This is a genomic window from Aeromonas sp. FDAARGOS 1418 (assembly GCF_019048585.1).
GTDB lineage: Bacteria > Pseudomonadota > Gammaproteobacteria > Enterobacterales > Aeromonadaceae > Aeromonas > Aeromonas caviae.
In genome coordinates, this window is record NZ_CP077387.1 from 524,097 (window position 1) to 549,744 (window position 25,648).

Annotated in this window: 24 protein-coding genes; 10 read left to right on the forward strand and 14 right to left on the reverse strand. The window is 63.1% G+C overall.

Features of this window, described 5'->3' with window-relative positions:
- Positions 1–99: 99 nt before the first annotated feature.
- On the forward strand, positions 100–645 hold the full coding sequence (folK, locus tag I6L48_RS02550; protein ID WP_069784974.1) for a 2-amino-4-hydroxy-6-hydroxymethyldihydropteridine diphosphokinase: 546 nt from the start codon (positions 100–102) through the stop codon (positions 643–645).
- A gap of 58 nt (positions 646–703) precedes the next feature.
- Here folK and I6L48_RS02555 read toward each other — a convergent pair whose 3' ends face one another.
- The gene (locus I6L48_RS02555) at positions 704–1,408 is read right to left on the reverse strand and encodes an SDR family oxidoreductase (RefSeq protein WP_039039618.1); all 705 of its coding nucleotides are present in this window, start codon (positions 1,406–1,408) and stop codon (positions 704–706) included.
- Between the two features lie 159 nt (positions 1,409–1,567).
- Between I6L48_RS02555 and I6L48_RS02560 the strand changes: the two genes are divergently transcribed.
- Entirely contained in the window at positions 1,568–1,972 is a 405-nt protein-coding gene (locus tag I6L48_RS02560) for a CBS domain-containing protein (RefSeq protein ID WP_029314862.1), read from the forward strand.
- Positions 1,973–2,220: 248 nt separating this feature from the next.
- Positions 2,221–2,985: an ABC transporter substrate-binding protein gene (locus tag I6L48_RS02565; RefSeq protein ID WP_039039620.1), complete on the forward strand. Its 765-nt coding sequence runs from the start codon at positions 2,221–2,223 to the stop codon at positions 2,983–2,985.
- Between the two features lie 101 nt (positions 2,986–3,086).
- On the opposite strand, the gene asnC is transcribed toward I6L48_RS02565, so the two are convergent.
- Positions 3,087–3,548, reverse strand: coding sequence for a transcriptional regulator AsnC (gene asnC / locus I6L48_RS02570; RefSeq protein ID WP_041214272.1), 462 nt, complete (start codon positions 3,546–3,548; stop codon positions 3,087–3,089).
- Positions 3,549–3,702: 154 nt separating this feature from the next.
- On the opposite strand from asnC, the gene asnA reads away from it, so the two are divergent.
- Complete coding sequence (asnA, locus tag I6L48_RS02575) at positions 3,703–4,695, forward strand: aspartate--ammonia ligase (protein WP_151028157.1); 993 nt, start codon at positions 3,703–3,705, stop codon at positions 4,693–4,695.
- 253 nt (positions 4,696–4,948) lie between these two features.
- Here asnA and I6L48_RS02580 read toward each other — a convergent pair whose 3' ends face one another.
- Both I6L48_RS02580 and I6L48_RS02585 read right to left on the reverse strand, forming a co-directional pair.
- Positions 4,949–5,455 carry a DUF1543 domain-containing protein gene (locus tag I6L48_RS02580; protein WP_113069135.1) on the reverse strand — a complete coding sequence of 169 codons (507 nt, stop codon included), beginning with the start codon at positions 5,453–5,455 and terminating at the stop codon, positions 4,949–4,951.
- A 26-nt stretch (positions 5,456–5,481) separates the two neighbouring features.
- The gene (locus tag I6L48_RS02585; RefSeq protein WP_113069136.1) at positions 5,482–6,108 is read right to left on the reverse strand and encodes a LysE family translocator; all 627 of its coding nucleotides are present in this window, start codon (positions 6,106–6,108) and stop codon (positions 5,482–5,484) included.
- A 172-nt stretch (positions 6,109–6,280) separates the two neighbouring features.
- Here I6L48_RS02585 and I6L48_RS02590 point away from each other — a divergent pair, with 172 nt between their 5' ends.
- Positions 6,281–7,186, forward strand: a complete 906-nt coding sequence (locus I6L48_RS02590; protein WP_113069138.1) for a LysR substrate-binding domain-containing protein — start codon at positions 6,281–6,283, stop codon at positions 7,184–7,186.
- A gap of 95 nt (positions 7,187–7,281) precedes the next feature.
- Here I6L48_RS02590 and clpB read toward each other — a convergent pair whose 3' ends face one another.
- The 3 genes from clpB to rluD all read right to left on the reverse strand — a co-directional run bounded on the left by clpB (position 7,282) and on the right by rluD (position 11,944).
- The gene (gene clpB / locus I6L48_RS02595; RefSeq protein ID WP_041211934.1) at positions 7,282–9,855 is read right to left on the reverse strand and encodes an ATP-dependent chaperone ClpB; all 2,574 of its coding nucleotides are present in this window, start codon (positions 9,853–9,855) and stop codon (positions 7,282–7,284) included.
- A 251-nt stretch (positions 9,856–10,106) separates the two neighbouring features.
- Positions 10,107–10,844 (reverse strand): peptidoglycan editing factor PgeF, encoded by a 738-nt coding sequence (gene pgeF / locus I6L48_RS02600; protein ID WP_113069140.1) that lies wholly within the window; start codon positions 10,842–10,844, stop codon positions 10,107–10,109.
- A 119-nt stretch (positions 10,845–10,963) separates the two neighbouring features.
- Positions 10,964–11,944: a 23S rRNA pseudouridine(1911/1915/1917) synthase RluD gene (gene rluD / locus I6L48_RS02605; protein WP_042864780.1), complete on the reverse strand. Its 981-nt coding sequence runs from the start codon at positions 11,942–11,944 to the stop codon at positions 10,964–10,966.
- Positions 11,945–12,060: 116 nt separating this feature from the next.
- Between rluD and I6L48_RS02610 the strand changes: the two genes are divergently transcribed.
- On the forward strand, positions 12,061–12,816 hold the full coding sequence (locus I6L48_RS02610) for an outer membrane protein assembly factor BamD (RefSeq protein WP_216987749.1): 756 nt from the start codon (positions 12,061–12,063) through the stop codon (positions 12,814–12,816).
- A gap of 72 nt (positions 12,817–12,888) precedes the next feature.
- Here the strand turns inward: I6L48_RS02610 and I6L48_RS02615 are convergent, their stop codons facing one another.
- The 5 genes from I6L48_RS02615 to yqhD form a co-directional block, all read right to left on the reverse strand.
- A complete protein-coding gene (locus I6L48_RS02615) occupies positions 12,889–14,196 on the reverse strand; it encodes a serine dehydratase subunit alpha family protein (RefSeq protein WP_052816202.1) in 1,308 nt (435 codons plus the stop codon).
- A 26-nt stretch (positions 14,197–14,222) separates the two neighbouring features.
- Positions 14,223–14,894 carry a transcriptional regulator gene (locus I6L48_RS02620; protein ID WP_113069142.1) on the reverse strand — a complete coding sequence of 224 codons (672 nt, stop codon included), beginning with the start codon at positions 14,892–14,894 and terminating at the stop codon, positions 14,223–14,225.
- Between the two features lie 327 nt (positions 14,895–15,221).
- On the reverse strand, positions 15,222–16,706 hold the full coding sequence (gene pntB / locus I6L48_RS02625) for a Re/Si-specific NAD(P)(+) transhydrogenase subunit beta (protein WP_010675995.1): 1,485 nt from the start codon (positions 16,704–16,706) through the stop codon (positions 15,222–15,224).
- 11 nt (positions 16,707–16,717) lie between these two features.
- The gene (locus tag I6L48_RS02630; protein WP_010675996.1) at positions 16,718–18,244 is read right to left on the reverse strand and encodes a Re/Si-specific NAD(P)(+) transhydrogenase subunit alpha; all 1,527 of its coding nucleotides are present in this window, start codon (positions 18,242–18,244) and stop codon (positions 16,718–16,720) included.
- Between the two features lie 506 nt (positions 18,245–18,750).
- Positions 18,751–19,911, reverse strand: coding sequence for an alcohol dehydrogenase (gene yqhD, locus I6L48_RS02635; protein WP_113069144.1), 1,161 nt, complete (start codon positions 19,909–19,911; stop codon positions 18,751–18,753).
- Between the two features lie 118 nt (positions 19,912–20,029).
- On the opposite strand from yqhD, the gene I6L48_RS02640 reads away from it, so the two are divergent.
- From I6L48_RS02640 to I6L48_RS02650, 3 genes are read left to right on the forward strand one after another with little or no spacing between them, the layout of a single operon-like run.
- A complete protein-coding gene (locus tag I6L48_RS02640) occupies positions 20,030–20,953 on the forward strand; it encodes an AraC family transcriptional regulator (protein WP_010675998.1) in 924 nt (307 codons plus the stop codon).
- A 1-nt stretch (position 20,954) separates the two neighbouring features.
- Positions 20,955–21,476 carry a lipocalin family protein gene (locus tag I6L48_RS02645; RefSeq protein ID WP_039039627.1) on the forward strand — a complete coding sequence of 174 codons (522 nt, stop codon included), beginning with the start codon at positions 20,955–20,957 and terminating at the stop codon, positions 21,474–21,476.
- Positions 21,473–21,916, forward strand: coding sequence for a GNAT family N-acetyltransferase (locus I6L48_RS02650; protein ID WP_045522818.1), 444 nt, complete (start codon positions 21,473–21,475; stop codon positions 21,914–21,916). Before I6L48_RS02645 ends, I6L48_RS02650 begins: the two co-directional genes overlap by 4 nt.
- 128 nt (positions 21,917–22,044) lie before the next feature.
- Here I6L48_RS02650 and I6L48_RS02655 read toward each other — a convergent pair whose 3' ends face one another.
- Both I6L48_RS02655 and I6L48_RS02660 read right to left on the reverse strand, forming a co-directional pair.
- Positions 22,045–23,934: a methyl-accepting chemotaxis protein gene (locus tag I6L48_RS02655; protein WP_216987750.1), complete on the reverse strand. Its 1,890-nt coding sequence runs from the start codon at positions 23,932–23,934 to the stop codon at positions 22,045–22,047.
- A gap of 200 nt (positions 23,935–24,134) precedes the next feature.
- Complete coding sequence (locus I6L48_RS02660) at positions 24,135–24,632, reverse strand: lactoylglutathione lyase family protein (protein WP_041209527.1); 498 nt, start codon at positions 24,630–24,632, stop codon at positions 24,135–24,137.
- A gap of 100 nt (positions 24,633–24,732) precedes the next feature.
- On the opposite strand from I6L48_RS02660, the gene I6L48_RS02665 reads away from it, so the two are divergent.
- A complete protein-coding gene (locus tag I6L48_RS02665; protein ID WP_216987751.1) occupies positions 24,733–25,605 on the forward strand; it encodes a LysR family transcriptional regulator in 873 nt (290 codons plus the stop codon).
- Positions 25,606–25,648 lie beyond the last annotated feature (43 nt).

Consider the following 25,648-nt stretch of genomic DNA (forward strand, 5'->3'; position numbering starts at 1 on the left):
TTGGATCACAACAGATGACGACATGTTAATTCATAGTGAATCCCATAACCGTGAGCTGCGTATATATTTCAGACGAGCCCAACCCAAGGAATGGAAAGCATGTTTTACCTCTGTAGCATTGGATCCAATCTCGACCCCGCCCTGCACGTCAGTCAGGCCGTCGCCGAATTGCTGGCCCGCTTTGGTCGCCTTCACCTGAGTTCCGTCATCCAGACCAAGCCCGTGGGCATGCATTCGCGCCACGACTTCCTCAACTGCCTGTTCGTCGTCCAGAGCGACCTCTCCCCCGTCCAGCTCAAGGCCGAGTTCGTCACCATGGAGCTGGCCCATGGCCGGGATCGCAGCAACCCCCTGTGCAAGGTGGCGGACAGGCCACTGGACATCGACATCCTGGCCTGCGGCGAACGGGATGACTTCGCCGAGGCCGGGGTGGATGCCTACCTGGGGGATCTGCTGGCGGAGATGTATCAGGGCGGCAGTGTGGACTCCGGCAAGGTGACCCTCGGCCTGCCGGGCAGCAAGGTGTTTGCGAAGCAGCGCATCGGCCAGGCCCCCATCCATCTCTGCCAGCAAGACGAGGCCCTGCTTCCCGGCAACGGCCACCCCGGTCCCCCTTCCCGGCACGCCGCCATCCGGCACCCTTGAGCCATTCACACACATGAGGCGCCCAAAGGCGCCTCATGTCATGGCGGCCCGCCTTGCCCTAGATGACGGCGAGGGCGCGCCCCCCGTCCACCCGGATGCTGGCCCCGGTCATGTAGTCGTTCTTCATCAGCATCTGTACCGCCTGCCAGATGGGCTCCAGACCCCCTTCCCGCGCCAGCGGCGTCTTCGCCAGCACCTGCTGGCGCCAGTCATCCCCGTGCTCGTCGAGAAACAGGATGGGGCCAGGCTCTATGGTGTTGACCCGCACGGCGGGTGCCAGTTCGCGGGCAAAGCTCATGGCCAGGGAATGGGCTCCCGCCTTGGTGGCCACGTAGGCGGCAAACTGGGGCGCCGGGGCATGGATGTAGATATCGGTGATGTGGATGATGCCCCCGTTGGGCTGGCGGGCAAGGGCGGGGGCCAGCGCCCGGTTGAGCTGGAAGGGAGCCGCCATGTGTACCCGGTAGAACTGATCAAACTGGGCCAGCTGCACCGCAGGATCCGCCGCCTGGGGCTCGAAGGCGGAGGCATTGTGGATGATCAGGGCAAGATCCTCATGGGCCGCCAGCGCCGTCACCACGGCGCCCACCTCCTCTTCCCGGGTGAAGTCCGCCTGTACCAGCTCGACGCCCACGTCTCGCAGACGATCCAACTCGGGCCGTTCGCTGCGATAGCTGCCCGTCACCTGCCAGCCAGCGGCCACCAGCTGCTCGCACAGATAGAATCCCAGGCGACGGCCACAGCCCGTTACCAATGCACGCATACCCTCTCCTTGTGGTTGTCGCCCTCCCCGATCCATGCAGGATCGCACGGAGGGCCCATTCATCGGCCATGACCTATCGATGTCCGAGGCAAAACCCATTGGCCCCCTGTCACGGCCACCGGGCATAGTGGCCCCATCGACCCCCATGGAGCCACCATCATGCTACAAATTCGCGATCATATGCAGCCATTGACCCACTCACTGCACCCCGGCCTCGGTCTGGCCGAGGCGCTGGACAGACTCCATCGGGCAAACCTGGGGGGCCTGCCGGTACTGGATGACCATCAGCACCTCGTCGGATTTCTCTCCGAGCAGGATTGCATTCCCGCCCTGCTCACGGGCAGCTATCACTGCGACACCCGTACTCTGGTCGAAGATCTGATGAGCCGGACCCCGCTGTTCGTCTCTCCTGATGACAACATCGTGGATCTCGCCCGCCAGATGGCCGGGGCCAGACCCAAGGTCTATCCAGTGATGGAGGGAGGCAAGGTGACGGGCATCATCAGCCGTCGTCAGGTGATGCAGGCCCTCAACACCCAGATGAAACAGTGTCAGGCAACCTGAGGCAGGCAACCTCGCACAGGTTTCATGCCGACTACCCTCCCGCCCACAGCCGGCGAGTGGCTGGTCCATCCCGCCCGACTCTGCCACGGGGCGGCCTGTCGAGGCAGCCCGCCCCCCTCCCACCGGCACCGTTCGTTTGTCCCCTCCCCATTTCAGGGTTTGCCATCCGTGGTCGTCTCTAGTTAGATAGGTGCCGGTCACAGTCCCTGCCGGATGCGACCCCGTCCCGAGTGCTCAGGAGATGTAACGTGCGACGCTTGCTCGTATTCTGCTTGCTGCTGCCCTGCTGGCTGTCAGCCAGGGAGCTGGTCATTGGTGGCATCCTGGAGCCTCCTCTCAAGTGGCTGGATGCACAGGGGCACCCTCGCGGGCTGGATGTGGATCTCGTCACCGCCATCTTCGGCACGCTCCATACCCCCATCAGGATTGAGCTCATCGATTCGGGGGCCAGGCTCACCCGCAATGCCGAAAGCGGCTTCTATGATCTGCTGCTGACCCACTCCTACAAACCGGAGCGGGAGGCCTATCTGCTCTACCCCAAACAGGCCCATATGCTCCATAGCTGGCACTTCTTCATACGCAAGGAGTCCGCAGGCCGGATCCATTATGACCATCTGACGGATCTCAAACCCTGGCGCATCGGTGTCACCCGGGATTTCTCCTATACCCCCGAGCTCGCGGCAGCCATGACAGACCCGAGCTATCACTTCCAGGAGATCCCCATCAACCAGCTGCAACTGCGCAAACTCATCGCCGGTCGCATCGACGTGGTGCCCATGTCCCTGGTCACCGCCTTCACCCAGATAAGAGAGGAGGGACTGGAAGGCAAGCTCGACTACCTGCCAAAACCCCTCAAGACCAGCCCCTACTTCAATGTCTGGACCCGTTCCCGGGCCGATGCCGACACCCCGGCCCTGATGGCCGCCTATGATGCCGAACTGCTGCACATGAAGCGGGACGGCCGGCTCAAGGCCCTCTACGACAAATACGGCATCCCCTATATCGAACCCTGATCCACCGCTCAGGGTGTCATCTCCCACAGGGTCGAATTCTGCTGCGCGAACAGGGTCTCGCACGGGAGAGGGATCTCTACGCCCCCCTCAGACCACCCGACTCAAGGCTTCACATCCCGCAGGATCGGGTTTTGCAGCGAAATCAGCGTCTCGGTGGACTGGATCTCGTCGATGGTCTGGATCTTGTGGATCAGTACCGTCTGCAACTCGTCGATGGAACGGGTCATCACCTTCATGAAGATGCTGTAGTGGCCCGTGGTGTAGTAGGCCTCCACCACCTCGTCCAGCGCCTGCAGTTTGGCCAGGGCCGACGGGTAATCCTTGGCGCTCTTGAGGTTGATCCCGATGAAGCAGCAGACGTCGTAGCCCAGCTTCTTGGGGTTCACCTGCACCCGCGTTCCCTCGATGATGCCCGCCTGCTTCATCTTCTCTACCCGCACGTGGATGGTGCCCGGGCTCACCAGCAGTTGTTTGGCCAGCTCGGCGTAAGGCAGGCGCGCATTCTCCATCAGGGCGGAGAGGATGGCCTGATCGAGATTATCGATCCGATAATTTTCTGACACTTTTTTGCGCTCCTTTTAATGATTCATCATTAATTGATGGCTTATTTTGAAGAAAAAAACACACAAAGCCTATTTCAATTATCGAATATTGAATTTAGTTGGCATTCTGTTGAAGAATCACCGCATTCAACGGATTCACGACAGGTAATTCAGCATGAAACAGCACTACATCCGCAGCCAACAGCAGATCAGCTTCGTCAAAGAGATGTTCTCCCGCCAACTCGCACTGCAACTCGGCCTGATGGAGGTACAAGCCCCCATTCTGAGCCGGGTCGGTGACGGCACCCAGGACAACCTCTCCGGCTGCGAGCATGCAGTGCAGGTCAAGGTGAAAACCCTGCCGGAGCACAGCTATGAAGTGGTCCACTCCCTGGCCAAGTGGAAGCGCCAGACTCTGGGTCGCTTCGGTTTCGGCCCGGGTGAAGGCATCTACACCCACATGAAGGCACTGCGTCCGGACGAGGAACGTCTCAGCCCCATTCACTCCGTCTACGTCGACCAGTGGGACTGGGAGAAGGTGATGCCGGGCGAGCGCCGGGATCTGGCCTATCTGCAGGAGACGGTGCGCGGCATCTGGGCCGCCATCAAGGCCACCGAGCGCGCGGTCTGTGCCGAGCACGACCTGACCCCCTTCCTGCCGGCGGATATTCAGTTCCTGCACAGTGAAGAGCTGCTGACCCGCTACCCGGACCTCGATGCCAAGGGACGCGAGCGCGCCATCGCCAAAGAGCTGGGAGCGGTTTTCCTCATCGGTATCGGTGGCGCCCTCTCCCACGGCGAACGCCACGACGTGCGAGCCCCGGACTACGACGACTGGAGCAGCGAGAGCGAGCTGGGGCTGGCGGGTCTGAACGGTGACATCCTGGTGTGGAACCCGGTGCTGGAAGACAGCTTCGAGATCTCCTCCATGGGGATCCGGGTGGACGCAGAGGCCCTGCGCCGCCAGCTCGCCATCACCGGGGACGAGGATCGCCTGCAATATGACTGGCATCAGGATCTGCTGGCAGCACGCATGCCGCAAACCATCGGCGGCGGCATCGGCCAATCCCGTCTGGCCATGCTGCTGCTGCAAAAAGAGCACATAGGTCAGGTCCAGGTCGGCGTCTGGCCATCTGAAATGAAAACTGCCATCCCAGGCATGCTGTAACGAATTGATTTGATTGCATCTGTCCTCCTATCGCGGCAACACGGCGCGGGACAGACGCGGTAGCGAAGCTGGTCAGCCGGGGTGGAGAGCGTATCCCGACTGACTGTAAGGCGGGCATGGTCGCTGACTGTGCCTGCCGACCCTGGGGCTTGCCCCTGCGATCCGCTCAGCCCACGTCAGATCGCATCGAATACATTCCTCCCGGCAATCTTCGGATTGCCGTTTTTTTATCTCCCACCTGCAACCGTCACGCTCAGCGGCCGATGGGCTGATATCCCTGCCATTGCGGCCTGAAGGGGCTCCCTTCGGAGTCGGGCACAAGGTGCACGTACAGACCGCTCACCGTCTCCAGCAGCAGGCAGTCGTCCACCTCTTTCAGGTTGTCCTTGTGCTGGTGCCTGACCCCCTTTAGCAAGGATGCGAGCCCCCTGGCTTTTGCTTCCTTTGCATCCTTTGCCACAAAGAAATCGAAGGCATGCAGCTCCGCGAGGGAGTCTGGGTGATAGCCACCCATGTTCACAAAGTAGAGGCGGGGAGCCTCTTTCTCAGGAGGCGTCTCCCGCAGATGCACCGAATAGCCATCCGCCCAGAGCAGCCTGGCGTAACCGTCGATATGCACCTTGTCGGGATCGCCGAACCAGGCCTCCCGCAGTACAGGCCAGGCCTCCTCGGGGGTCTGCGCCGCCACAAACTGGATGTCGTGGACCTCGATATTGGATTGGCCGGCGTTGCCGCCCAGATAGAACACGAATAGAAACATGCCTGACTCCCTTGTCTCACCCCTGGTCACGCCAGCATCAGGGTGACTTTCACCCCATTGTACATAACCCCGAACAGTGAAACTGCGAGCAAAAACAAAGATGAAATCAACGCGATATGCTTGCTGTGCCGGGCCGGCATCCAACGCTTCACCAGCAGGACATAGAGACTCAGCACCAGCAGATCGAAGAAGATCCATACCATGGAGAGGGTCAGAATGCTGGTGCCAAAGTGCGGTGTCACCGCGATGAACTGCGGGAAGAAGGCGACGAAGAAGAGAATGTCCTTGGGATTGGCCACGCCGGTCATGAAGCCCTGCGTAAAGCCACCACCTGCAAGGACAGGCGCACCGGATCCGGTATCCTGGCTCACCCCTGCCATCAAGCCGCCCACGGCCGCATAACCGATGTAGAGTGACCCCGCCCCGCCCAGCAGATAGAGCCACAAGGGTGGCAGAGAGATCACGCCGGCCAGGATCAGGGTCGCCATCAGGATCAGCACCAGGGAGGCCCCGTTGGTGCCGAGCAGGGTCATCCAGGCCTGGCGATAACCATGACGAACCGCCGTGCCGGTGACGAGTGCCACGACGGGCCCCGGAGTCAACAACAGGAGCACGACCGACAAGGTGTAGGCCCCCAGCAACATCATGTTCATTCCGTCTTTCCTCCTTCGTTGATACCGCCATGTCCGCCTTTAGCCAGGACTGGCATGATGAGTCATGCTCAACCAGCCCCGGGGTTGGCTGCATTATTCAACGGGACTCAGCCCTTGAAAAACGGATAAAACTCCCATTGAATGTGAGTAAAGCTCACATTGATATCGAACGATGACCCTTCCTCCTCTCTACGCGCTGCGTGCGTTTGAAGCCGCGGCCCGGCTCGGCTCCTTCAGCAAGGCGGCAGCCTCCCTGCACGTGACGCCGGGCGCCGTCAGTCGCCATGTCCAGACCCTGGAGGCCTGGTTCGAGTGCGAACTCTTTCACCGTCATGGCCCCAGGGTCGAGGTGACGGAAGCCGGCCGCGCCCTGGCAGAACAGTTGACGGAGGGGTTCCAGAGCCTGGCGATGGCGTGTCAGACCTTTCGCCGCAACGGCCAGGAGCTGCGACTCAAGGCGCCCTCGACCCTGACCATGCGCTGGCTGCTGGATGTGCTCGGCACGTTCCGTGAACATCACCCCACTCCCAGGATCCTTGCCTCCAGCGTCTGGATGGACATAGACGGCGTCGATTTTCACCGTGAGCCCTATGACTGCGCCATCTTGCTGGGGAACGGCCATTTCGGGGATGACACCGAGTGTCACCTGCTGTTCGAAGAGTGGCTGATCCCCCTCTGTGCCCCGGCCCTGGTGGAAACCGCCCACACGGATTTGGCGGCGTGCGAACTGATCCACCCCTCGCCGGATCGCCGTGACTGGCGGCGGTGGCTCAAGGGAACCGGCGCCAGGCCAGGGCTCAATCTGGCCAGTGGCAAGGTGTTCGACACCCTGGAGCAGGGCAACATGGCCGCCATCAGCGGCCACGGCGTCTCGGTCGGGGATCTGCTGCTGAGCCAGGAGGCCATCGCAAACGGGCTGCTGGCACTGCCCTTTCACCAAGCCGTCGCCACCACGGATGGATACTACCTGGTGTGGCCCAGACACAGCACCCGGCGTAAGCATATCGACAGCCTGCGCCGCTGGCTGACCGACGCCGTGCCACACAACAGGCTGGAGCACATTGAATGGGTCGGGTGACATGCCGCAACAGGGCACAGGATCCCCCCTGACGGGTTGCGAACGCCCATAAAAAAACGCAGGCACGAGGCCTGCGTTTTTCATCGACAATCCCATTACTGGGTCATGGTGAGGCCGTTGCTGTCGGCCCCCAGCCGCAGTGTCTTGCCCGGGATGACCCGACCACTGAGCAGGGCCTGGGCCAGCGGGTTCTCCACCTTCTGCTGGATCGCCCGCTTGAGGGGGCGCGCCCCGTAGACGGGATCGAACCCGGCATGAACCAGCTTGGTCAGCAGCTCCTCGCTCACCTCCACCTCGAAGCCCTGGGACTCCAGACGGCTCATCAGGCTCTTGAGCTGGATACGGGCGATGGACTTGATGTGCTCCTCACCGAGGGGGTGGAACACCACGGTCTCGTCGATCCGGTTGATGAACTCCGGCCGGAAGCTGCGGGTCAGCACCTCCATCAGCATGGTCTTCATCTCGTCGTAATCCTTCTCGGAGTGGTGCTCCTGAATGAGATCAGACCCGAGGTTGGAGGTCATGATCACCACGGTGTTGCGGAAGTCCACGGTACGCCCCTGACCGTCGGTCAGGCGGCCATCGTCCAGCACCTGCAACAGGATGTTGAACACGTCCGGGTGGGCCTTCTCCACCTCGTCCAGCAGGATCACCGAATAGGGGCGACGGCGCACCGCCTCGGTGAGATACCCCCCTTCCTCGTAACCCACGTATCCCGGAGGCGCCCCCACCAAACGGGCCACGCTGTGTTTCTCCATGAACTCGGACATGTCGATCCGCACCATGGCGTCCTGGGTATCGAACAGGAACTCCGCCAGCGCCTTGCACAGCTCGGTCTTGCCCACCCCGGTCGGACCGAGGAACAGGAAAGAACCGATCGGCCGGTTCGGATCGGACAGCCCGGCACGAGAGCGGCGAATGGCGTTGGAGACGGCGTCCACCGCCTCTTCCTGGCCGATCACCCGGCTGTGCAGCTGATCCTCCATCCGCAGCAACTTCTCCCGTTCCCCTTCCAGCATGCGGGCCACCGGAATGCCGGTCCAGCGGGCCAGGACGTCGGCGATCTCCACGTCGGTGACCCGGTTGCGCAGCAGGCTGGTCTCCTGCATCTCGGCCTGGGTGGCGAGATCCAGCTGTTTCTCCAGTTCAGGGATGCGGCCGTACTGCAACTCGGACATGCGGCCCAAGTCCCCTGCGCGGCGCGCCACCTCGAGATCCTGACGGGCCTGCTCCAGCGCCGCCTTGATGTGCTGAGTCCCGGCGAGGGCAGCCTTCTCGGCCTTCCACACCTCTTCCAGCTCGTTGTATTCCCGCTCTTTTTCCGTCAGCTCCTGATTGAGCAGATCGAGGCGCTTGCGGCTGGCGTCATCGTCCTCCTTCATCAGCGCCTGCTGCTCCAGCTTGAGCTGGATGATGCGCCGCTCGAGCCGGTCCAGGGATTCCGGCTTGGAGTCGATCTGGAGCCGGATGCTGGCCGCCGCCTCGTCGATAAGGTCGATGGCCTTGTCAGGCAGCTGGCGATCCGCGATGTAGCGGTGGGAGAGCTGGGCCGCCGCGACGATGGCGGGGTCGGTGATCTGCACATGGTGGTGCAGCTCGTAGCGCTCCTTCAGGCCACGCAGGATGGCGATGGTGTCCTCCACCGAGGGCTCCTCCACCAGCACCTTCTGGAAACGGCGCTCCAGGGCGGCATCCTTCTCCACATACTGCCTGTACTCATCGAGGGTGGTGGCCCCGACGCAGTGCAGCTCGCCGCGGGCCAGGGCGGGCTTGAGCATGTTGCCCGCATCCATGGCACCCTCGCCCTTGCCGGCGCCGACCATGGTGTGCAGCTCGTCCACGAAGAGGATGACGCTGCCCTCCTCCTTGGCCAGATCGTTCAGAACCGCCTTGAGCCGCTCCTCGAACTCGCCGCGATACTTGGCACCGGCCACCAGGGCCCCCATGTCCAGGGAGAGCACCCGCTTGTTCTTGAGCCCTTCCGGCACTTCGCCATTGATGATGCGCTGGGCCAGACCCTCGACGATGGCGGTCTTGCCGACGCCGGGTGCGCCGATCAGCACCGGGTTGTTCTTGGTGCGGCGTTGCAGCACCTGGATGGTGCGGCGAATTTCGTCATCCCGGCCGATCACCGGGTCGAGCTTGCCGAGTTCGGCCCGCTCGGTGAGATCGATGGTGTACTTCTCCAGCGCCTGGCGATTCTCCTCGGCGTTGGCATCCTCCACCTTCTTGCCGCCACGGACCTTGTCGATGGCTGCCTCGAGTTTTTCCTTGGTCAGCCCCTGGGCACGCAGCAGCTCGCCCAGCGTCCCCTTCTCGTCCAGGGCCGCCAGCACGAACAGCTCGGACGAGATGAACTGATCCTTGCGCTGCTGGGCCAGCTTGTCGCAGACGTTGAGCAGGCGGCCGAGGCCGTTGGAGAGCTGTACGTCCCCTTCCACCCCACTGACGCGGGGCAGGCGATCCAGCTCCTCGCCGAGGCGCGAGCGCAGGGTATTGATGTCGAGCCCGGTCAGGGTGAGCAGCGGACGAATGGATCCGCCGTCCTGATTGAGCAAGGCGCTCATCAGATGGACGGGTTCGATGAATTGGTGGTCACGACCCAGTGCAAGAGACTGGGCATCGGAAATGGCAATCTGGAATTTGCTGGTCAGGCGATCGAGGCGCATTGCACTCCCCCTTCAAGACAGACGCCGCATGCGCGGCAACAACATCGCTTTCTGACAAGGAAGATGTGGTCTTGAAGGGCAATTTCAAGGGGGGGCTGTTTATTTTTTCCTCAATAGCAATGACCGAGGGAAAACGACCTCGCAATGGCAGCCTGCTGCCCTGAGCCTGCTCGGCAGCAAGACATGGCCGCCAAAGGGCCATCACCAGGGAGTGAAGAGGCGCTTGCGGCCACTCGCGAGCGCCTCTTCGGCTATTTTTCCAGCCACACAAGGGAGGCCATGCGACCCGTCTGTCCGTCGCGGCGATAGGAGTAGAAGCGCTCGCTGTCGCTGAAGGTGCAGTATTCGCCGCCATAGATGGCGGTGACGCCGGCGCGGGCGAGGCGCAGTCGGGCCAGCTGGTAGATATCCGCCAGCCATTTCCCTTCGTTGAGGGATGGCACGAATGCAGTCGCCGCTTCCGCCTGCTCCGTCATGAAGGCCTCACGCACTTCGCCACCCACTTCGAACGCGGCGGGACCGATGGCCGGGCCCAGCCAGGCCAGGATCTCGCCAGGCTCGCAGCCCATGGCGGCGATGCTTGTCTCCAATACACCCCCCTGCAGTCCGCGCCAACCGGCATGGGCCGCCGCCACTACGGTGCCTGCCCGATCGCAGAACAGCACCGGCAGGCAGTCGGCAGTCATCACGATGCAGGCCTGCCCCGCCTCATGCGCACAGGCGGCATCGGCATCCGGTGCGCGCTCATAACGGTCGCTCACCGGATGGACGGCGATGCCATGTACCTGGTTGAGCCAGTTGAGAGTGCCGGGGATCCCCGCCACCTGCTGCAGTCGGGCGCGGTTGGCCTCGACCCTGGCCGGTGCATCGCCCACATGGGCCCCGAGGTTCAGACCGGCAAAGACCCCTTCGCTGATGCCGCCGTCCCGGGTGGTCGAGAGAGCCCTGACATTGCCCGGTGCGGGCCATTCGGGTGCGATCCAGTTCATCTGTGGCTCCTTTCGTTCATATGAAAACGGGGCCCCTTGGCTGCAACCAGTCAAGGGGCCCCGCATCAGATCATGGAGGGCAGGTTACGGCAGGAATCGTCGCAAGGCCGCCCTCGGGATCAGTTCCAGACCAGATCGTCCGGATTGGCCAGGGTATCCGCCCGCAGCACTTCCATCAGCGCCACCATATCCTGCGGCGTGGGGGAGTGCCACTCCATCACTTCACCCGTGATGGGGTGCGCCAGCTTCAGCATGGTGGCGTGCAGCGCCTGACGGTGGAAAGCGCGCAGGGCCTCGGTCAGTTCGGGGGTGGCGTTGCGCAGCAGACGCAGACGGCCACCGTAGGCGGGATCCCCCACCAGCGGATGCTTGATGTGGGCCATGTGGACACGGATCTGGTGCGTACGGCCGGTCTCCAGCCGCAACCGCAGACGGGTGTGACCACGGAACTTCTCGTGCACCCGGTAGTGGGTGACGGACTCGCGCCCGTTGGGCACCACTGCCATGTGGGTACGCTGGGTCGGGTGACGACCGATGGGGGCATCGACGGTGCCGCCGGCGGTCATGTGACCGATGGCAATCGCCTCGTACTCACGGGTGATCTGGCGTGCCTGCAGGGCTTCCACCAGGTGGGTCTGGGCGGGAATGGTCTTGGCCACCACCATCAACCCCGTGGTGTCTTTGTCCAGACGGTGCACGATACCGGCACGGGGGACCTCGGCGATGCCGGGGTAGCGGTGCAGCAGGGCGTTGAGCACGGTGCCGTCCGGCGTACCGGCGCCCGGGTGAACCACCAGGCCGGCCGGCTTGTCGATCACCAGGATGTGTTCATCTTCATAAACGATGTTCAGCTCGATGTTCTGGGCATCCCAGCGGGTGTCGTCTGCCAGTTCCACATTCACATGTACCTGCTGCCCGGCCACCACTTTCTCGCGCGGGGTATTGGCAACCTGACCGTCCAGGGTCACTCTGTCCTGTAAAATCCACTCCTTGATGCGGGTCCGGGAGTAGTCGGGAAACAATTCGGCCAGGGCCTGGTCGAGTCGTTGCCCGAATTGGTGATCCTGAAATTCGCCTGTCAGTTCAATATGCTGGCTCATGTATGGTCTCTTGAGCGGGGGTATCAATTCGAAATAATCCGGGTATTCTAGCTTTTCTTTTAGCCAAGCATAACGGATACTTTGCCAATTTCGTGGAAATGGACCGGATGTTGTTGATGGGAAAGAAGTCTCACCTGCTGATGTCGCTCGCCTTGGTCGCTACCCTGATCACTGGCTGTTCCAGCACCAAACCCAAGGTTCCCGACGAACCGCCGGAAGTTCTGTACCAGAAAGCCCGCATCAAACTGGATACCGGCAACTACCTCAATGCCATCGAACTGCTGGAAGCGCTGGACTCTCGTTACCCGTTCGGTGCCTACTCAAACCAGGTTCAGCTCGATCTCATCTATGCCTACTACAAGCAGGATGATACCGCCCAGGCGATCGCCAACATCGACCGTTTTATCCGCCTGAACCCGGCGCACAAGAACATCGATTACGTCTTCTATATGCGCGGCCTGACCAACATGGCGGCGGATTACAACTTCTTCCAGGATTTCCTCGGCATCAATCGGGATGACAAGGACCCCTCCTACGCACGTCAGGCCTTCCAGGACTTCAAGACCCTGCTGCAGAACTACCCCAACAGCAGCTATGCAGCCGATGCCCGTGCCCGCATGATCGGCCTGAAGAACCGTCTTGCCCGCTATGACCTGGGGGTAGCCGAGTACTACGTCAAGCGTGGCGCCCTGATCGCCGCAGCCAACCGCGCCAAGCTGATCGTCGAGACCTATCCCGACACGGTGGAAACCGAGAAGGCACTGGAAATCATGGTCAACGCCTATGACACCCTGAAGATGCCGACCCTGGCCCAGCATGCCCGAGAAGTGCTGGCCAAGAACTACCCGGACAACCGTCTCGGTCGCGGCTGAGTAGCGAACGGACAATGAAAAACCGGAGCCACTGGCTCCGGTTTTTTTATGGCCGACGGCGGCACTCCGGGGTCACTGGTGCTTACCCTGCTGCTTGGCCCGCATGATGTTGATGATCTCGATGTCGGTATCCAGCATCCCCTCCCTGGAGAGGCGACCCAGGTTGGCGATGGTCTGATCCACGTCGTCGGAGACGATCCCCTCGCTCTGGGGCACGCGCAGGTTGTTGATGGCCATCAGCGAGGATTTCACCGCCGCCGAGGTGGAGGTGGAGACCTTCATGGAGCAGGCGCTGCCGGCGCCGTCGCAGATGATGCCGGAAACATCCCCAATCATGTTGTTGATGCAGTGGCTGATCTGCTCGAACTGGCCCCCCAGCAGCCAGGTGATGGCGGCCCCCGATCCCATGGCGGCGGTACTGGCGGCACACAGGGCGGAGAGCTTGTTCTGGTAGGCCTTGATGTAGATGGCCACCAGGTGGCTCATCACCAGGGCACGGGCTAGCTGCTCGTCATCGGCCTTGAGGAAGCGGGCCGCGGCGACCACCGGCATGGTGGCGGCAATGCCCTGGTTGCCGGAACCGGAATTGGACATGGCGGGCAGCATGGCGCCATCCATCCGCGCATCGGAGGCGGCAGACGACAGGCGCATGGCCAGGGTCATCAGGTCGTCGGAGAGCAGCTTGCGCTCCACCTGATCGGTGAGGATCTTGCCGATGCGCAGGCCATAGCCCTGCAGCCCTTCGTCCGCCAGCGCCTGGTTCATGGTGGCCGCCTCGCGGATGAAGTCGATCTCGACCAGCGGCACCTCCAGGGCGAAGGCCACGATCTCCTTCAGGGTCATGGTGGGCTTGTCGGCCTTGGCTGGCTGGATCTGCACCCCGGGGGCGCTGTCCTGCACCATCAGCACCTCGCCATCCTTCTCCATCAGCACGATGCGGGTATGGTCGGTACAGATCACCACCCGGGCACTGTGCCCCTCCACTTCGGCCAGCACCTCGGCGTAGAGCACGTCGGGCACATCCTTCACATCCACCTCTATGGTGGGCAGCAGCCCCTTGGCCGCCTCGACCTGATCCGGCGTGAGGCTCTTGAGCACCTCCAGCCCGGCATCCGGGTTGCCACCGGTGATGCCGACGGCGGCGGCCACCGGCAGGCCGATCATGCCGGTGCCGGGCACACCGACCCCCATGCCGTTCTTGAACAGATTGCCGCTGACCCAGACGCGGGTGCGGGTCGGTACCTGCCCCAGCAGCTTGCGGCAGTTGGCCGCCGCCAGGGCGACCGACATAGGCTCGGTGCAGCCGAGGGCCGGCACCACTTCACGCTTGAGCAGGGTAATAAAGTCGGTCCATTGTGCGTTCATTGCGATGTGTCTCATGTTCATGGCGCCCGCGTGCGGGCTCGTCATTGTTGTTCGGCCAGTTCCGCCTTGTGATTGCGGATATGCAGGTAAACGGTATGGCGGGAGATGCCGAGCAGCTCGGCCACCAGTTGGGCGGCATCCTTGATCTCGAAGATGCCCATGTCGTAAAGCCGGTGCACGATCGCCTTGTTGCGCACGCTGCTGCCCAGCCCGGGATCCCTGTCCACCTTGGCGATCACCTGCGCCACCAGATCATCCACCGAGCTGGCGAAGGTTTCGGTGCCGTGGGCAGGGGGCACTGCGGGCGGGGCAAAGGTGTCGAGCAGGCTGCCAAGGGGCGTGTCCAGACTGAAATTCACGCACAGCATACCGATGGGTTTGCCCTCGCGGTTGCTGATGGTGATGGACGAGGACTTCAGCAGGGAGCCCTCCCGGGTGCGGGAGAAATAGCTGCTCCACTGGCTGCCGGCGGCACTGTGCAACTTGTCGAGCGCGAAGTCGGTGACCGGCGCTCCCTCCTGGCGGCCGGTGATGTGGCCGTTGGCAATCTTGATGACGGAGGCATGCAGGCTGTCAAAGGCGTGCAGCACCACCTCGCAACCCGGGCCAAACAGGGCGGACAGCGCCGCCACCGCAGGCTCGAAGCTGGCGATCAGATGGCGCTCTTCATCGGTCAGTGTGCTGACGTCGCGCAAGGGGGCTACCTCGGTCATGGGGTCATCCGGTCAACGTTGGGTAAGGATATTCGAAGCGGACTCAAATAAAATTGAGCAAATCCGCTTTCTGCGCGGGCATTATGCCCGACTGGTGAGACAACACCACAAAATGTGAGCAAAATCACGACTGAAATGACAAAAAGGCCCCATGAGAGGCCTTCAAGGTGGTTTTTTGGTGCTTTTGATCAACTTTAATTGAGCCAGGGCTCGCCAGTCAGCCCGGACAGGCAGGCACCACCGCCTGTCTGTTCCCTGCCACGGTCACCCACTCTGGTCATAGAAAAAGGGGGCCGAAGCCCCCTTTTTGTCTCATCCGGTCAACGCTTACAGCGCCTTCAGGATGGCCTCGACGCTGGCCTTGGCATCGCCAAACAGCATCTGGGTGTTCTCCTTGAAGAACAGCGGGTTCTGGACACCGGCGTAGCCAGTGTTCATGGAGCGCTTGAAGCCGATGACGTTCTGCGCCTTCCACACTTCCAGCACCGGCATGCCGGCGATGGGGCTGCCCGGATCTTCCATGGCGGCCGGGTTGACGGTGTCGTTGGCACCGATCACCAGCACCACGTCGGTGTCGGCGAAGTCATCGTTGATCTCGTCCATTTCCAGCACGATGTCATAGGGGACTTTCGCTTCCGCCAGCAGCACGTTCATGTGACCAGGCAGACGACCGGCCACCGGGTGGATGCCGAAGCGCACCTTGACGCCGCGATCACGCAGCTTCTGGGTGATCTCGGCCACCGGGTACTGGGCCTGCGCCACCGCCATGCCGTAGCCCGGGGTGATGATGACGGAGCTGGCGTTCTTCAGCATGTCGGCCACGTCTTCGGCGTTGGTCTCGCGGTATTCGCCCAGCTCCTGCTCGGCGGTGGAGGCCACGCCGTCGGAGCCAAAGCCTCCTGCGATCACGGAGATGAAGGAGCGGTTCATCGCCTTGCACATGATGTAGGAGAGGATGGCACCGGAGGAACCCACCAGGGCACCGGTGACGATCAGCAGGTCATTGGAGAGCATGAAGCCCGCCGCCGCCGCCGCCCAACCGGAGTAGGAGTTCAGCATGGAGACCACCACCGGCATGTCCGCACCACCGATGGAGGCGACCAAGTGCCAGCCGAAGGCGAAGGCGATCAGGGTCATCACCAGCAGGGCGAAGGTGGAGCCACCGGCGTTGACGAAGTGGATCATCAGCGCGATGGAGACCACCACGGCCAGCAGGTTCAGCTTGTGGCGGTGCGGCAGCATCAGCGGCTTGGAAGAGATGAGGCCACGCAGCTTGCCGAACGCCACCACGGAACCGGTGAAGGTCACGGCACCGATGAAGACGCCCAGGAACACTTCCACCAGGTGGATGTTCAGCATGGCGCCGGAGAGGTGCTCGACCTGGGCGACACTGGCCGCCTGCTCGAACGCCGCCCGGGCGGCTGCCAGGGTCGCATCCAGGTTGGAGCCGACGGAGACCACCACTTCAGCGGGGGCGGAGGGGTGCAGATCGATGAAGCTGTTGAAGCCCACCAGCACCGCTGCCATGCCCACGAAGCTGTGCAGCACGGCCACCAGCTCGGGCATCTCGGTCATCTCGACCTTGAGGGCCAGACGCACGCCGATGGCGCCACCGATGGCCATGGCCAGGATGATCCAGTGGACGCCACTGGTTTCCGGGTTGAAGACGGTGGCGAGCAGGGCGATGGCCATCCCCGCGATACCGAACAGGTTGCCATGCTTGGCCGTTTCTTGCTTCGACAGTCCCGCGAGACTGAGGATGAAGAGCACGGCGGCAACGATATAGGATGCTGTTACCAGTCCTTGAGACACGTTAAACCTCCTTAATCCTTACGGAACATCTTCAGCATGCGCTGAGTGACGGTGAAGCCACCGAAGATGTTGATACTGGCAATCAGCACGGCGACAAAGGCCAGCACGGTGACCAGGGTCGACCCTTGTCCAATCTGCAACAGCGCACCGACCACGATGATGCCGGAGATGGCATTGGTGACCGACATCAGCGGCGTGTGCAGGGCGTGAGAGACGTTCCACACCACGTAGTAACCGACCACGCAGGCCAGGATGAAGACGGTGAAGTGGGAGAGGAAGGCGGCAGGCGCCACAGCGGCCACCCAACCGAAGGCGGCGATGCCGAGGGCACCGAACACGAACTTCTTGTTGGAGGGCTTGGCCTCTTCCTTCTTGGCGGCCGGTTTGGCGGCAGCGGGTTTCTGCGGGGCAGCAGAGACGGAGATGGCGGGGGGCGGGAAGGTCACTTCACCGGCCTGGACCACCGTCATGTTGCGCTGCACCACGTCTTCGAAGTCGATGGCGACGTTGCCGTCCTTCTCCTTGCACATCAGCTTCATCAGGTTCACCAGGTTGGTGCCGTAGAGCTGGGAGGATTGGGCAGGCAGGCGGCCCGGCAGATCGGTGTAACCGATCACCTTGACGCCGTTGTCGGTGACATGCAGTTCACCCGGTACCGTGTATTCGCAGTTGCCGCCGGCCTGGGCCGCCATGTCCACGATGACGGAGCCCGGCTTCATGCTGTCCACCATTTCCTTGGTGATGAGCTTGGGTGCCGGCTTGCCCGGGATCAGGGCGGTAGTGATGATGATGTCCACTTCCTTGGCCTGCTGGGCGAACAGCTCCATCTCGGCCTTGATGAACTCTTCGCTCATCACCTTGGCGTAACCGTCGCTGGATGCGCCATCTTCGCCGCCGAAGTCCAGCTTGAGGAATTCCCCACCCATGGACTCGATCTGCTCGGCCACTTCCAGACGGGTATCGAAGGCACGCACGATGGCACCGAGGGAACCGGCGGTCCCGATGGCGGCCAGACCGGCCACACCGGCACCGATGACCAGCACCTTGGCGGGCGGTACTTTACCGGCGGCGGTGATCTGGCCGGTGAAGAAGCGACCGAACTGGTGCGCGGCTTCCACGACGGCGCGATAGCCACCGATGTTGGCCATGGAAGAGAGGGCGTCGAGGGACTGGGCACGGGAGATCCGCGGCACCATGTCCATCGCCATCACATTGATGTTGCGCTCGGAAAGCTTCTTGACCAGCTCGGGGTTCTGGGCGGGCCAGATGAAGCTCACCAGGGTGGCACCATCCTTAATTTGTGCGATTTCGGCCTCGGTCGGCGCGTTGACCTTGAAGACAAGGTCGGCTTGCCAGACGTTCGGTACCACGCTGGCACCGGCAGCCTCGAAGGCGGCATCATCGAAGCTGGCTCGCAGGCCGGCACCGGCCTCGATGGCAACCTCGAAGCCGAGCTTTTTCAGCTGCTCGACAGTGGCCGGGGTCGCTGCGACCCGGGTCTCACCGGCGAGACTCTCTCTCGGTATTCCAATCTGCATGACTATTCCCTGATGGTTAATAAACAATCATCGCCAAGTCTCTCATGTCTGAGGGGACAAGGCATGATCAAAGTGCAGGTCACGGGCCCTTTGTTATGAAAATCAGCAGGCTTCACCTCGACCTCCTGTCACGGTCAGGCCCCCGCTTTTCAGGCGCGAGGGTGATTAGTATCAAATTTTGGAGTTTTATTACAACCACGGCCCCGGGCGGGCGGGTACAGAATTCAGCCCATCCCGGACCATGATTAAAAAAAACAAACCAAATTAGGGGCTTATACCAGCAAAAAGCGCTAAAAAAAGTGATCCAACCAGTCAAAAAAAATGTTTAACCCGGCCTCTACCTTAGCGTTTTTTGTTCTTACGAAATCTGCCGTTGGCTCATCTGATGAGATGAAAAGGGAAAAAGTAACCATTTTGCAACGATCAGGGGGCCGCGTCCCCGCCTGCTGGCGGGTTCGGGCCCCCTGGTGCAACCGGGCCTTGGGCCCGTTTCAGGCGCGCTCTGCTTACCAGGCCGCCTCATAAATATGCCGGCTCTGGGCCAGGTCGATGTCGCCGTGCTCACCCAGGGCGGTCATGCCGTGCTCTTCGAGCTTGGCCAGCAGGGCGTCGATCCGGGCGTCGGCCACGTAATCCCGCAGCCGGGTCTTGATCCCCATCCGCTCGAAGAAGTCGCGGGTGGCGGCGATGGCCCCGTCGATACGCTCCTCGTCACTGCCGCTGCGCAGATCCCAGACCCGCTCGGCGTATTGCAGCAGCTTGGCGCGCTTCTGCTCGCGCTTGGCCTGCAGCAGGGCGGGCAGCACCACCGCCAGGGTCTGGGCGTGGTCCAGACCGTGCAGGGCGGTGATCTCGTGGCCCAGCATGTGGGTGGCCCAGTCCTGGGGCACGCCGGCTCCGATCAGGCCGTTCAGTGCCAGGGTGGCGCTCCACATGATGTTGGCACGCACGTCGTAGTTTTCCGGCTCCACCAGCGCCTTGGGCCCCTCTTCCGCCAGGGTCAGCAGCAGCCCTTCTGCGAAGCGATCCTGCACCTTGGCATCCACCGGGTAGGTGAGGTACTGCTCCAGGGTGTGGATGAAGGCATCCACCACCCCATTGGCCACCTGACGGGCGGGCAGGGTGTAGGTGAGCACGGGGTCGAGCACGGCGAAGCGCGGCATCACGAAGGGCGAGAAGAAGTGCTGCTTGTCCCCTGTGCTCTTGCGGGTGATGACGGCGCCCATGTTCATCTCGGAACCGGTGGCCGGCAGGGTCAGCACGCTGCCCAGAGGAATGGCGGAGGCCACCTCGCCCCCGACGGTCTCGAGGATGTGCCAGGGATCCCTGGCCGGATCGTAGTGAGCGGCCGCGGCGATGAACTTGGAGCCGTCCAGCACGGAGCCGCCACCCACTGCCAGCAGGAAGTCGATCTTCTCGGCGCGGGCCAGTTCGACGGCGCCCATCAGGGTCTCGTAGGTGGGGTTGGGCTCGATGCCGCCAAATTCAAACAGGGTCAGGCCGGCCAGCTCGCGGCGGATCTGGCCCAGCAGGCCGCTGCGCACCACGCTGCCACCGCCGTAGGTGACGAGGATGCGGGCGTCGCTGGGGATCTGGCCGCGCAGCTGGGCCACCTGGCCCTTGCCGAACAGCACCTTGGTGGGGGTGTGCAGGATGAAGTTGTTCATGGGATCTCCCGGGGTGGTCGTAGTCGGTAAGGTATGGGTTGCATTTTTCTCTTATAACCCCCTACCATCAAGGGAACTTTCTGCCGATTTATTGCCTATTTCTACTGAGCCTGGATAAATGAGTACAAATCAGCCCATCGCGGCGACCCACCAGTCCGCCCTCGCCAGCCGACTCGCCGCCCTGGCCCCCCACCCGGGGATCACCGCCGCCCCCGTGCCCGGCGTGCACCTCATCTACACCACGGAGCATCACGACCGCATCCCGGTGCTCTACCGCCCGCGCATGATCATCATCCTGCAGGGGCACAAGGTGGGCTATCTCTCGGACTTCACCTTCCGCTACGACCCCGAGCACTACCTGATGATGACCCTGCCGCTGCCCTGCGAGTGCGAGTGCTTCGCCTCCCCCGAATCCCCTCTGGTGGGGCTCTCGGTGGAGATCGACGTGGCGGCGCTGCAGGCCCTGCTGCTGGAGATGGGGGACGCGGCCCCCGCCCCGGCGGAGCCGGGTCGCGGCGTCGTCTCCGTGCCCCTCTCCGAGACCATGCTCTGCGCGGTGGAGCGCCTCATCGACGTGATGGACAAACCGCTCCACGCCCGGGTGCTGGGGCCCCAGATCGTGCGCGAGATCCTGTTCCACGCCCTGCACGAGGGGGGGGCCCCCGCCCTGCTGGCCATGGCCAGCCGTCACAGCCAGGTGAGCCAGATAGCCCGGGTGCTGCGTATCATGGAGCAGCGCTTTACCGAGAACCTGACGGTGGAGGAGCTGGCCCGGGAGGCAAACATGAGCGTCTCGGCCTTCCACCACCACTTCAAGGCGGCCACCGCCACCTCGCCCCTGCAGTACATCAAGACCCTGCGCCTGCACCGGGCGCGGCTGATGATGCTGCACGACGGCCTCAAGGCCGGGGTGGCGGCGGACAAGGTGGGCTACGAGAGCGGCTCCCAGTTCAGCCGCGAATACAAACGCTTCTTTGGCAACACCCCGAGTGAACACGCGGCACGCTTCCGCTCGGGACAACTGCGTATCGTGGAGGGATGACATGCGCACACTGATCCTGCTCGTTCTGACCCTGCTGGCCACCGCCTGCACCGGCATTCCACCGGGGCACCAGGTGGTCAAGCCCTTCCAGCTCGACCGCTACCTGGGCACCTGGTACGAGGTGGCCCGCCTCGATCACGGTTTCGAGCGCGGCCTGAACCGGGTCACCGCCACCTACAGCCTGCGGGATGACGGTGGTGTCAGGGTGATCAACCGGGGGCAGGACGAACAGGGGGAGTGGCGCGAGGCCGAGGGGCGCGCCTACTTCGTGGGTGACAGCGACGAGGGGCGCCTCAAGGTGAGCTTCTTCGGCCCCTTCTACGGCAGCTACAACGTACTGGCGACGGACTATGACCTCTCCCTGGTGAGCAGTTACAACCTCCAGTACCTCTGGATCCTCTCCCGCACGCCCCATCCCCCCAAAGAGAAGGTAGAGGCCCTGGTCGAGCGGGCCCGGGGGCTCGGCTTTGCCACCGACCGGCTGATCTGGGTCAGCCAGGATCCGGCGGGGAACGCCCCATGAGGATCTTCCAGGCCACCCCCGGTGACATTCCCCGGGTCACCCCCCTGTTCGTGGAATACCGGGCGTTCTACCGGCTGCCTGCCCGGCCCGAGGCCGCCGAAGCCTTCCTGCTGGAGCGCTGCACCGCCGGGGAGTCGGTGCTCTTCGTGGCCCAGAGCGAGGAGGGAGAGGTGCTGGGATTTGCCCACCTCTATCCCCTGTTCTGCTCCCTCGCCCTGAAGCCCATCTGGCTGCTGTACGATCTTTTCGTGGCGCCGGCGGCCCGCCAGCAGGGGGTGGCCCAGGCGCTGCTGGCGCGGGCCGATCGCCACGGCCAGGAGACGGGCGCCGCCTTCCTGATGCTGAGCACCGCCACCGACAACCGGCAGGCTCAGGCCCTCTACGAAGGGCACGGCTACCAGCGGGACAACGAGTTCTACAGCTACATCAAGCCTCTCTGAGCCTCTGCCTGCGCCCGTTGCAGGGCCAGGACCCGGTATTATTCAGCGGGTGCATGGTGAAATAATATCCATACACAGGATGAATAAAGGCGACCCCGGGGTCGCCTTTGTCACATCCGGGTCCCAGCCTAGAGCCGGAAGCGCCCGATCTCCTGCTCCAGCCGCTCGGTGAGAGACTTGAGCTGGGCCGCCTGGGCGGCCTCTTCGCCGGCCTGGGCCGCCAGCGCCTGGGAGACGTGGCGGATATTCTCGGTGTTGCGGCTGATCTCGCCGGTCACCGAGGTCTGCTCCTCGGCCGCCGCCGCGATCTGGGTCGCCATGTCGCTGATGGCGCCGATGGCCTCGTTGATCCTGCCCAGGCTGAGATTCGCCGCTTCGGCGTCCTCCACGCTGGTGCCCGCCAGCTGGCGGCTGGTCTCCATGCCGCCCACCGCCTTGCGGGTGGTCTGCTGCAGCGCCTCGATCATCTGCTGGATCTCGGCGGTGGAGTCGTGGGTGCGGCGCGACAGCACCCGCACCTCGTCCGCCACCACGGCAAAGCCGCGCCCCTGCTCCCCGGCCCGGGCCGCCTCGATGGCGGCGTTCAGGGCCAGCAGGTTGGTCTGCTCGGCGATGCCGCTGATGGTGGCCAGAATGCCGCTGATCTGCTGGGCGTGGCCATCCAGCTCGTGGATGGTCTGGCTGGCGTCGGAGACCTCCCCCGCCAGCCCCGTGATGCTGCGCTGGCTCTGGCCGACCTGGGACTGGCCGGCCACCGCGAGGCGCACCGCATCGCCGGCGGTGTTGGCGGCAAACTCGGCGTTGCCGGCGATCTCCTGGGTGGCGGAGGCCATCTCGGTCACCGCGGTGGCCACCATGACGATCTCGTCCTGCTGCTGGCGCACCCGCTGGCTGCGGGCCTCGGCCCCCGCCGCCTGGGTGCGGGACTGGGCCGCCAGCTCGACGGTGACGTCCCGCAACCGGCTGACGATGCCGTGCAGTCGCGCCACGAACTGGTTGAAGTTCTGGGCCAGCTGCCCCACCTCATCCTGGCTGCGGGTGGCGATCTGCACCGTGAGATCACCCTCCCCGTGGGCGATGTCGGCAAGCGCCCTGGAGACCCGCCCCAGATCCGCGAACAGGTAGTTGAACATGGCGATGAGCAGGGCACCGAACACCAGCAGCAGCACCAGGGTCAGCCCCACCAGTTGCCACAGCAGGGAGGCGAGCGGCGCCTCCAGCACCTCCTTGTACATCACCATGGCGAGCAGCCAGTCGGTGCCGGGCACTCCCTGCACCGAGAGCAGCACCTCGCGCCCGTTCAGGTTGGCGCCGTGCAGTTCGCCGTCGCGGCTCCACGCATCCAGCGCCGCCCCGGTGAGACCGGGATCCAGCTCCGCCACCTGCTTGAGCGCCAGCTCCTTGTTCGGGTGGCCGACGATGAGGCCGGTGCGGTCGAGCAGCATGGCGTAGCCCTCTCCCTGCACCTTCATGGCCAGCACCTCGTCGATGAGGGCGTCGAGGGAGAGATCCGCCCCGGCCACCCCGATCACCCGGCCCTGGTGGCTCACCGGCTCGGCCAGGGTCACCACCATCTGCTGCATGGTCACGCTGACATAGGGCGGCGTGACGATGAGCTTGCCCGCCTTGTCGGCGTTCTGGTACCAGGGGCGGGCCCTGGGGTCATAGTTGGCGGTGTTGAGGGAGGGATCGTGGCGGGTCATCTCCCCCTGCGCCGAACCAAAATAGGTGAGGCCGAAACCGCCGGAGGTGCGGGTCTGCAACAGGTGGGGCACCAGGGCCGTGTCGGGGTCGCGCGCAATGACAGCGGCCAGGGCGTCGACCGCGTGCTTGCGATCCTCAAGCCAGTTGCCGATGGCCACCGAGTGGGCGTGGCCGTAGTTGACCGCCTCGCTCTGGATGGCGTCAAGGGTGCGGGATTTGAGGGTGTGGAAGGCGACAATACCGAGCAGGGCTGCCATCAGCAGCACTACCCCCAGGCTGGCCGCGAGCAGCTTGCCGCGCAACGAGAGAGTCATGACAACGAATCCTTGTGGTAGCCGGGGGCCGGGAATACCCCCATCTTGGTAGTTCTATCGGCACAATGATGAACGGTCTTTAGTGAATCCTGATATTTTTTCATCTATCAACAACAGAACGCACTACCAGCAACAGACTGTTCACTATTCCATGCTGACACCCGCAGGCACCACAAGGCCGCCCGAAGGCGGCCTGTCACTTACCCCTGATAGGCACCGGCGGAGTAGGTCAGCTCATAGCTGTGGCTGTAGATCTCGATGATGTTGCCGAAGGGATCTTCCATGTAGACCATGCGGTAGGGCTTCTCGCCCGGATAGTACTCGCGCACCGGCATCCGCTGCTTGCCACCCGCTGCGACGATGCGCGCCGCCAGCCCCTCGACATCCGGATCCTGCACGCTGAAGTGGAACACCCCGGTCTTCCAGAATTCGAAGTTGTTTTCGCGCTGCTCGCTGTTGGGGAACTCGAACAGCTCGATGCCGATCTTGTCGCCGGTGGAGAGATGAGCGATGCGGAAAGAGCCCCAGCCCGGGCCAAATACGTCGTTGCACATCACGCCGATGGCGGAGTCATCCTCGGTGATGGTGGTCGCCGGCATGATGAGATACCAGCCCATCACCTTGGTATAGAACTCGACTGCCTTGTCGAGGTCAGTCACCGTGATGCCGATGTGGGAGAAGTTGCGCGGGTAAGTCATAAGTCACCTTGAAATTGTGTGTGGGAAACAGGTGACATGATAGGAAGAGACGCCATAATGAAAAATAAGGTCAAACTAATGGAATGCATAAATTAAATTTATGGTTAATCCACTCTGGCTCCACACCCTGGTGGTGGTGCATGAAACCGGCAGTTTTACCCGTGCCGCCGATCGGCTGGATCTCACTCAGGCCGCCGTCAGTCAGCATATCTCGCGCCTCGAGGCCGAATTCGGCCCCCTGCTGCTACGCAAGCCCCGTCAGCTGGAGCTCACCCCGCGCGGGCTGGTGCTGCTCGACTTCGCCCGCCAGCAGGCGCAGGCCGCCGAACAGCTGCGGGCCCGTCTCTCTGACGATGACCCTCACCGCGGCGCCATCACCCTCAGCACCCCCGGCAGCATCGGCCTGCTGCTCTATCCCCTGCTGCTCGACCAGCAACAGGAGCACCCCGGACTCACCATCCAGCACCGCTTTGCCCCCACCCCCGACATAGTGCAGGCGATACTGGCGGGGCGCAGCGATCTGGGACTGGTGGATCAACCGCCGGAGCACCCCAGCATAGCCGCCGAGCCCTTCGCCCGCGAACCCCTCTGTCTGGTAGTACCCAACGACGGCGAGGAGCCGAGCTGGCAGCACCTCTGTCAGCTCGGCTTTATTGACCACCCGGATGGCCGCAGCATGGCTCAGCGCCTGCTGGGACGATGCTATCCCGGCCAGCGCTTCGGCGAGATCCCGCTGCGCGGCTTTACCAACCAGATCGGCCTGATCCTGGAGCCAGTCGCCCGCGGCCTCGGCTTTACCGTGCTGCCCCGCTTCGCCGTCACCGCCTTTGCCCAACAGGAGCAGATCCGGGTGATCCAGAGCAGCATTGAGGTGATCGACACCCTCTGGCTGATCTACCGCGCCGAATGGCCGCTCCCCGCCCGCCACCAGCGGCTGGTGGAAACCCTCAAGACGCAGGTCGGCGCCATCTGATGGACAAACAACAAGGCCGCCTCAAGGGCGGCCTTTTACTGTC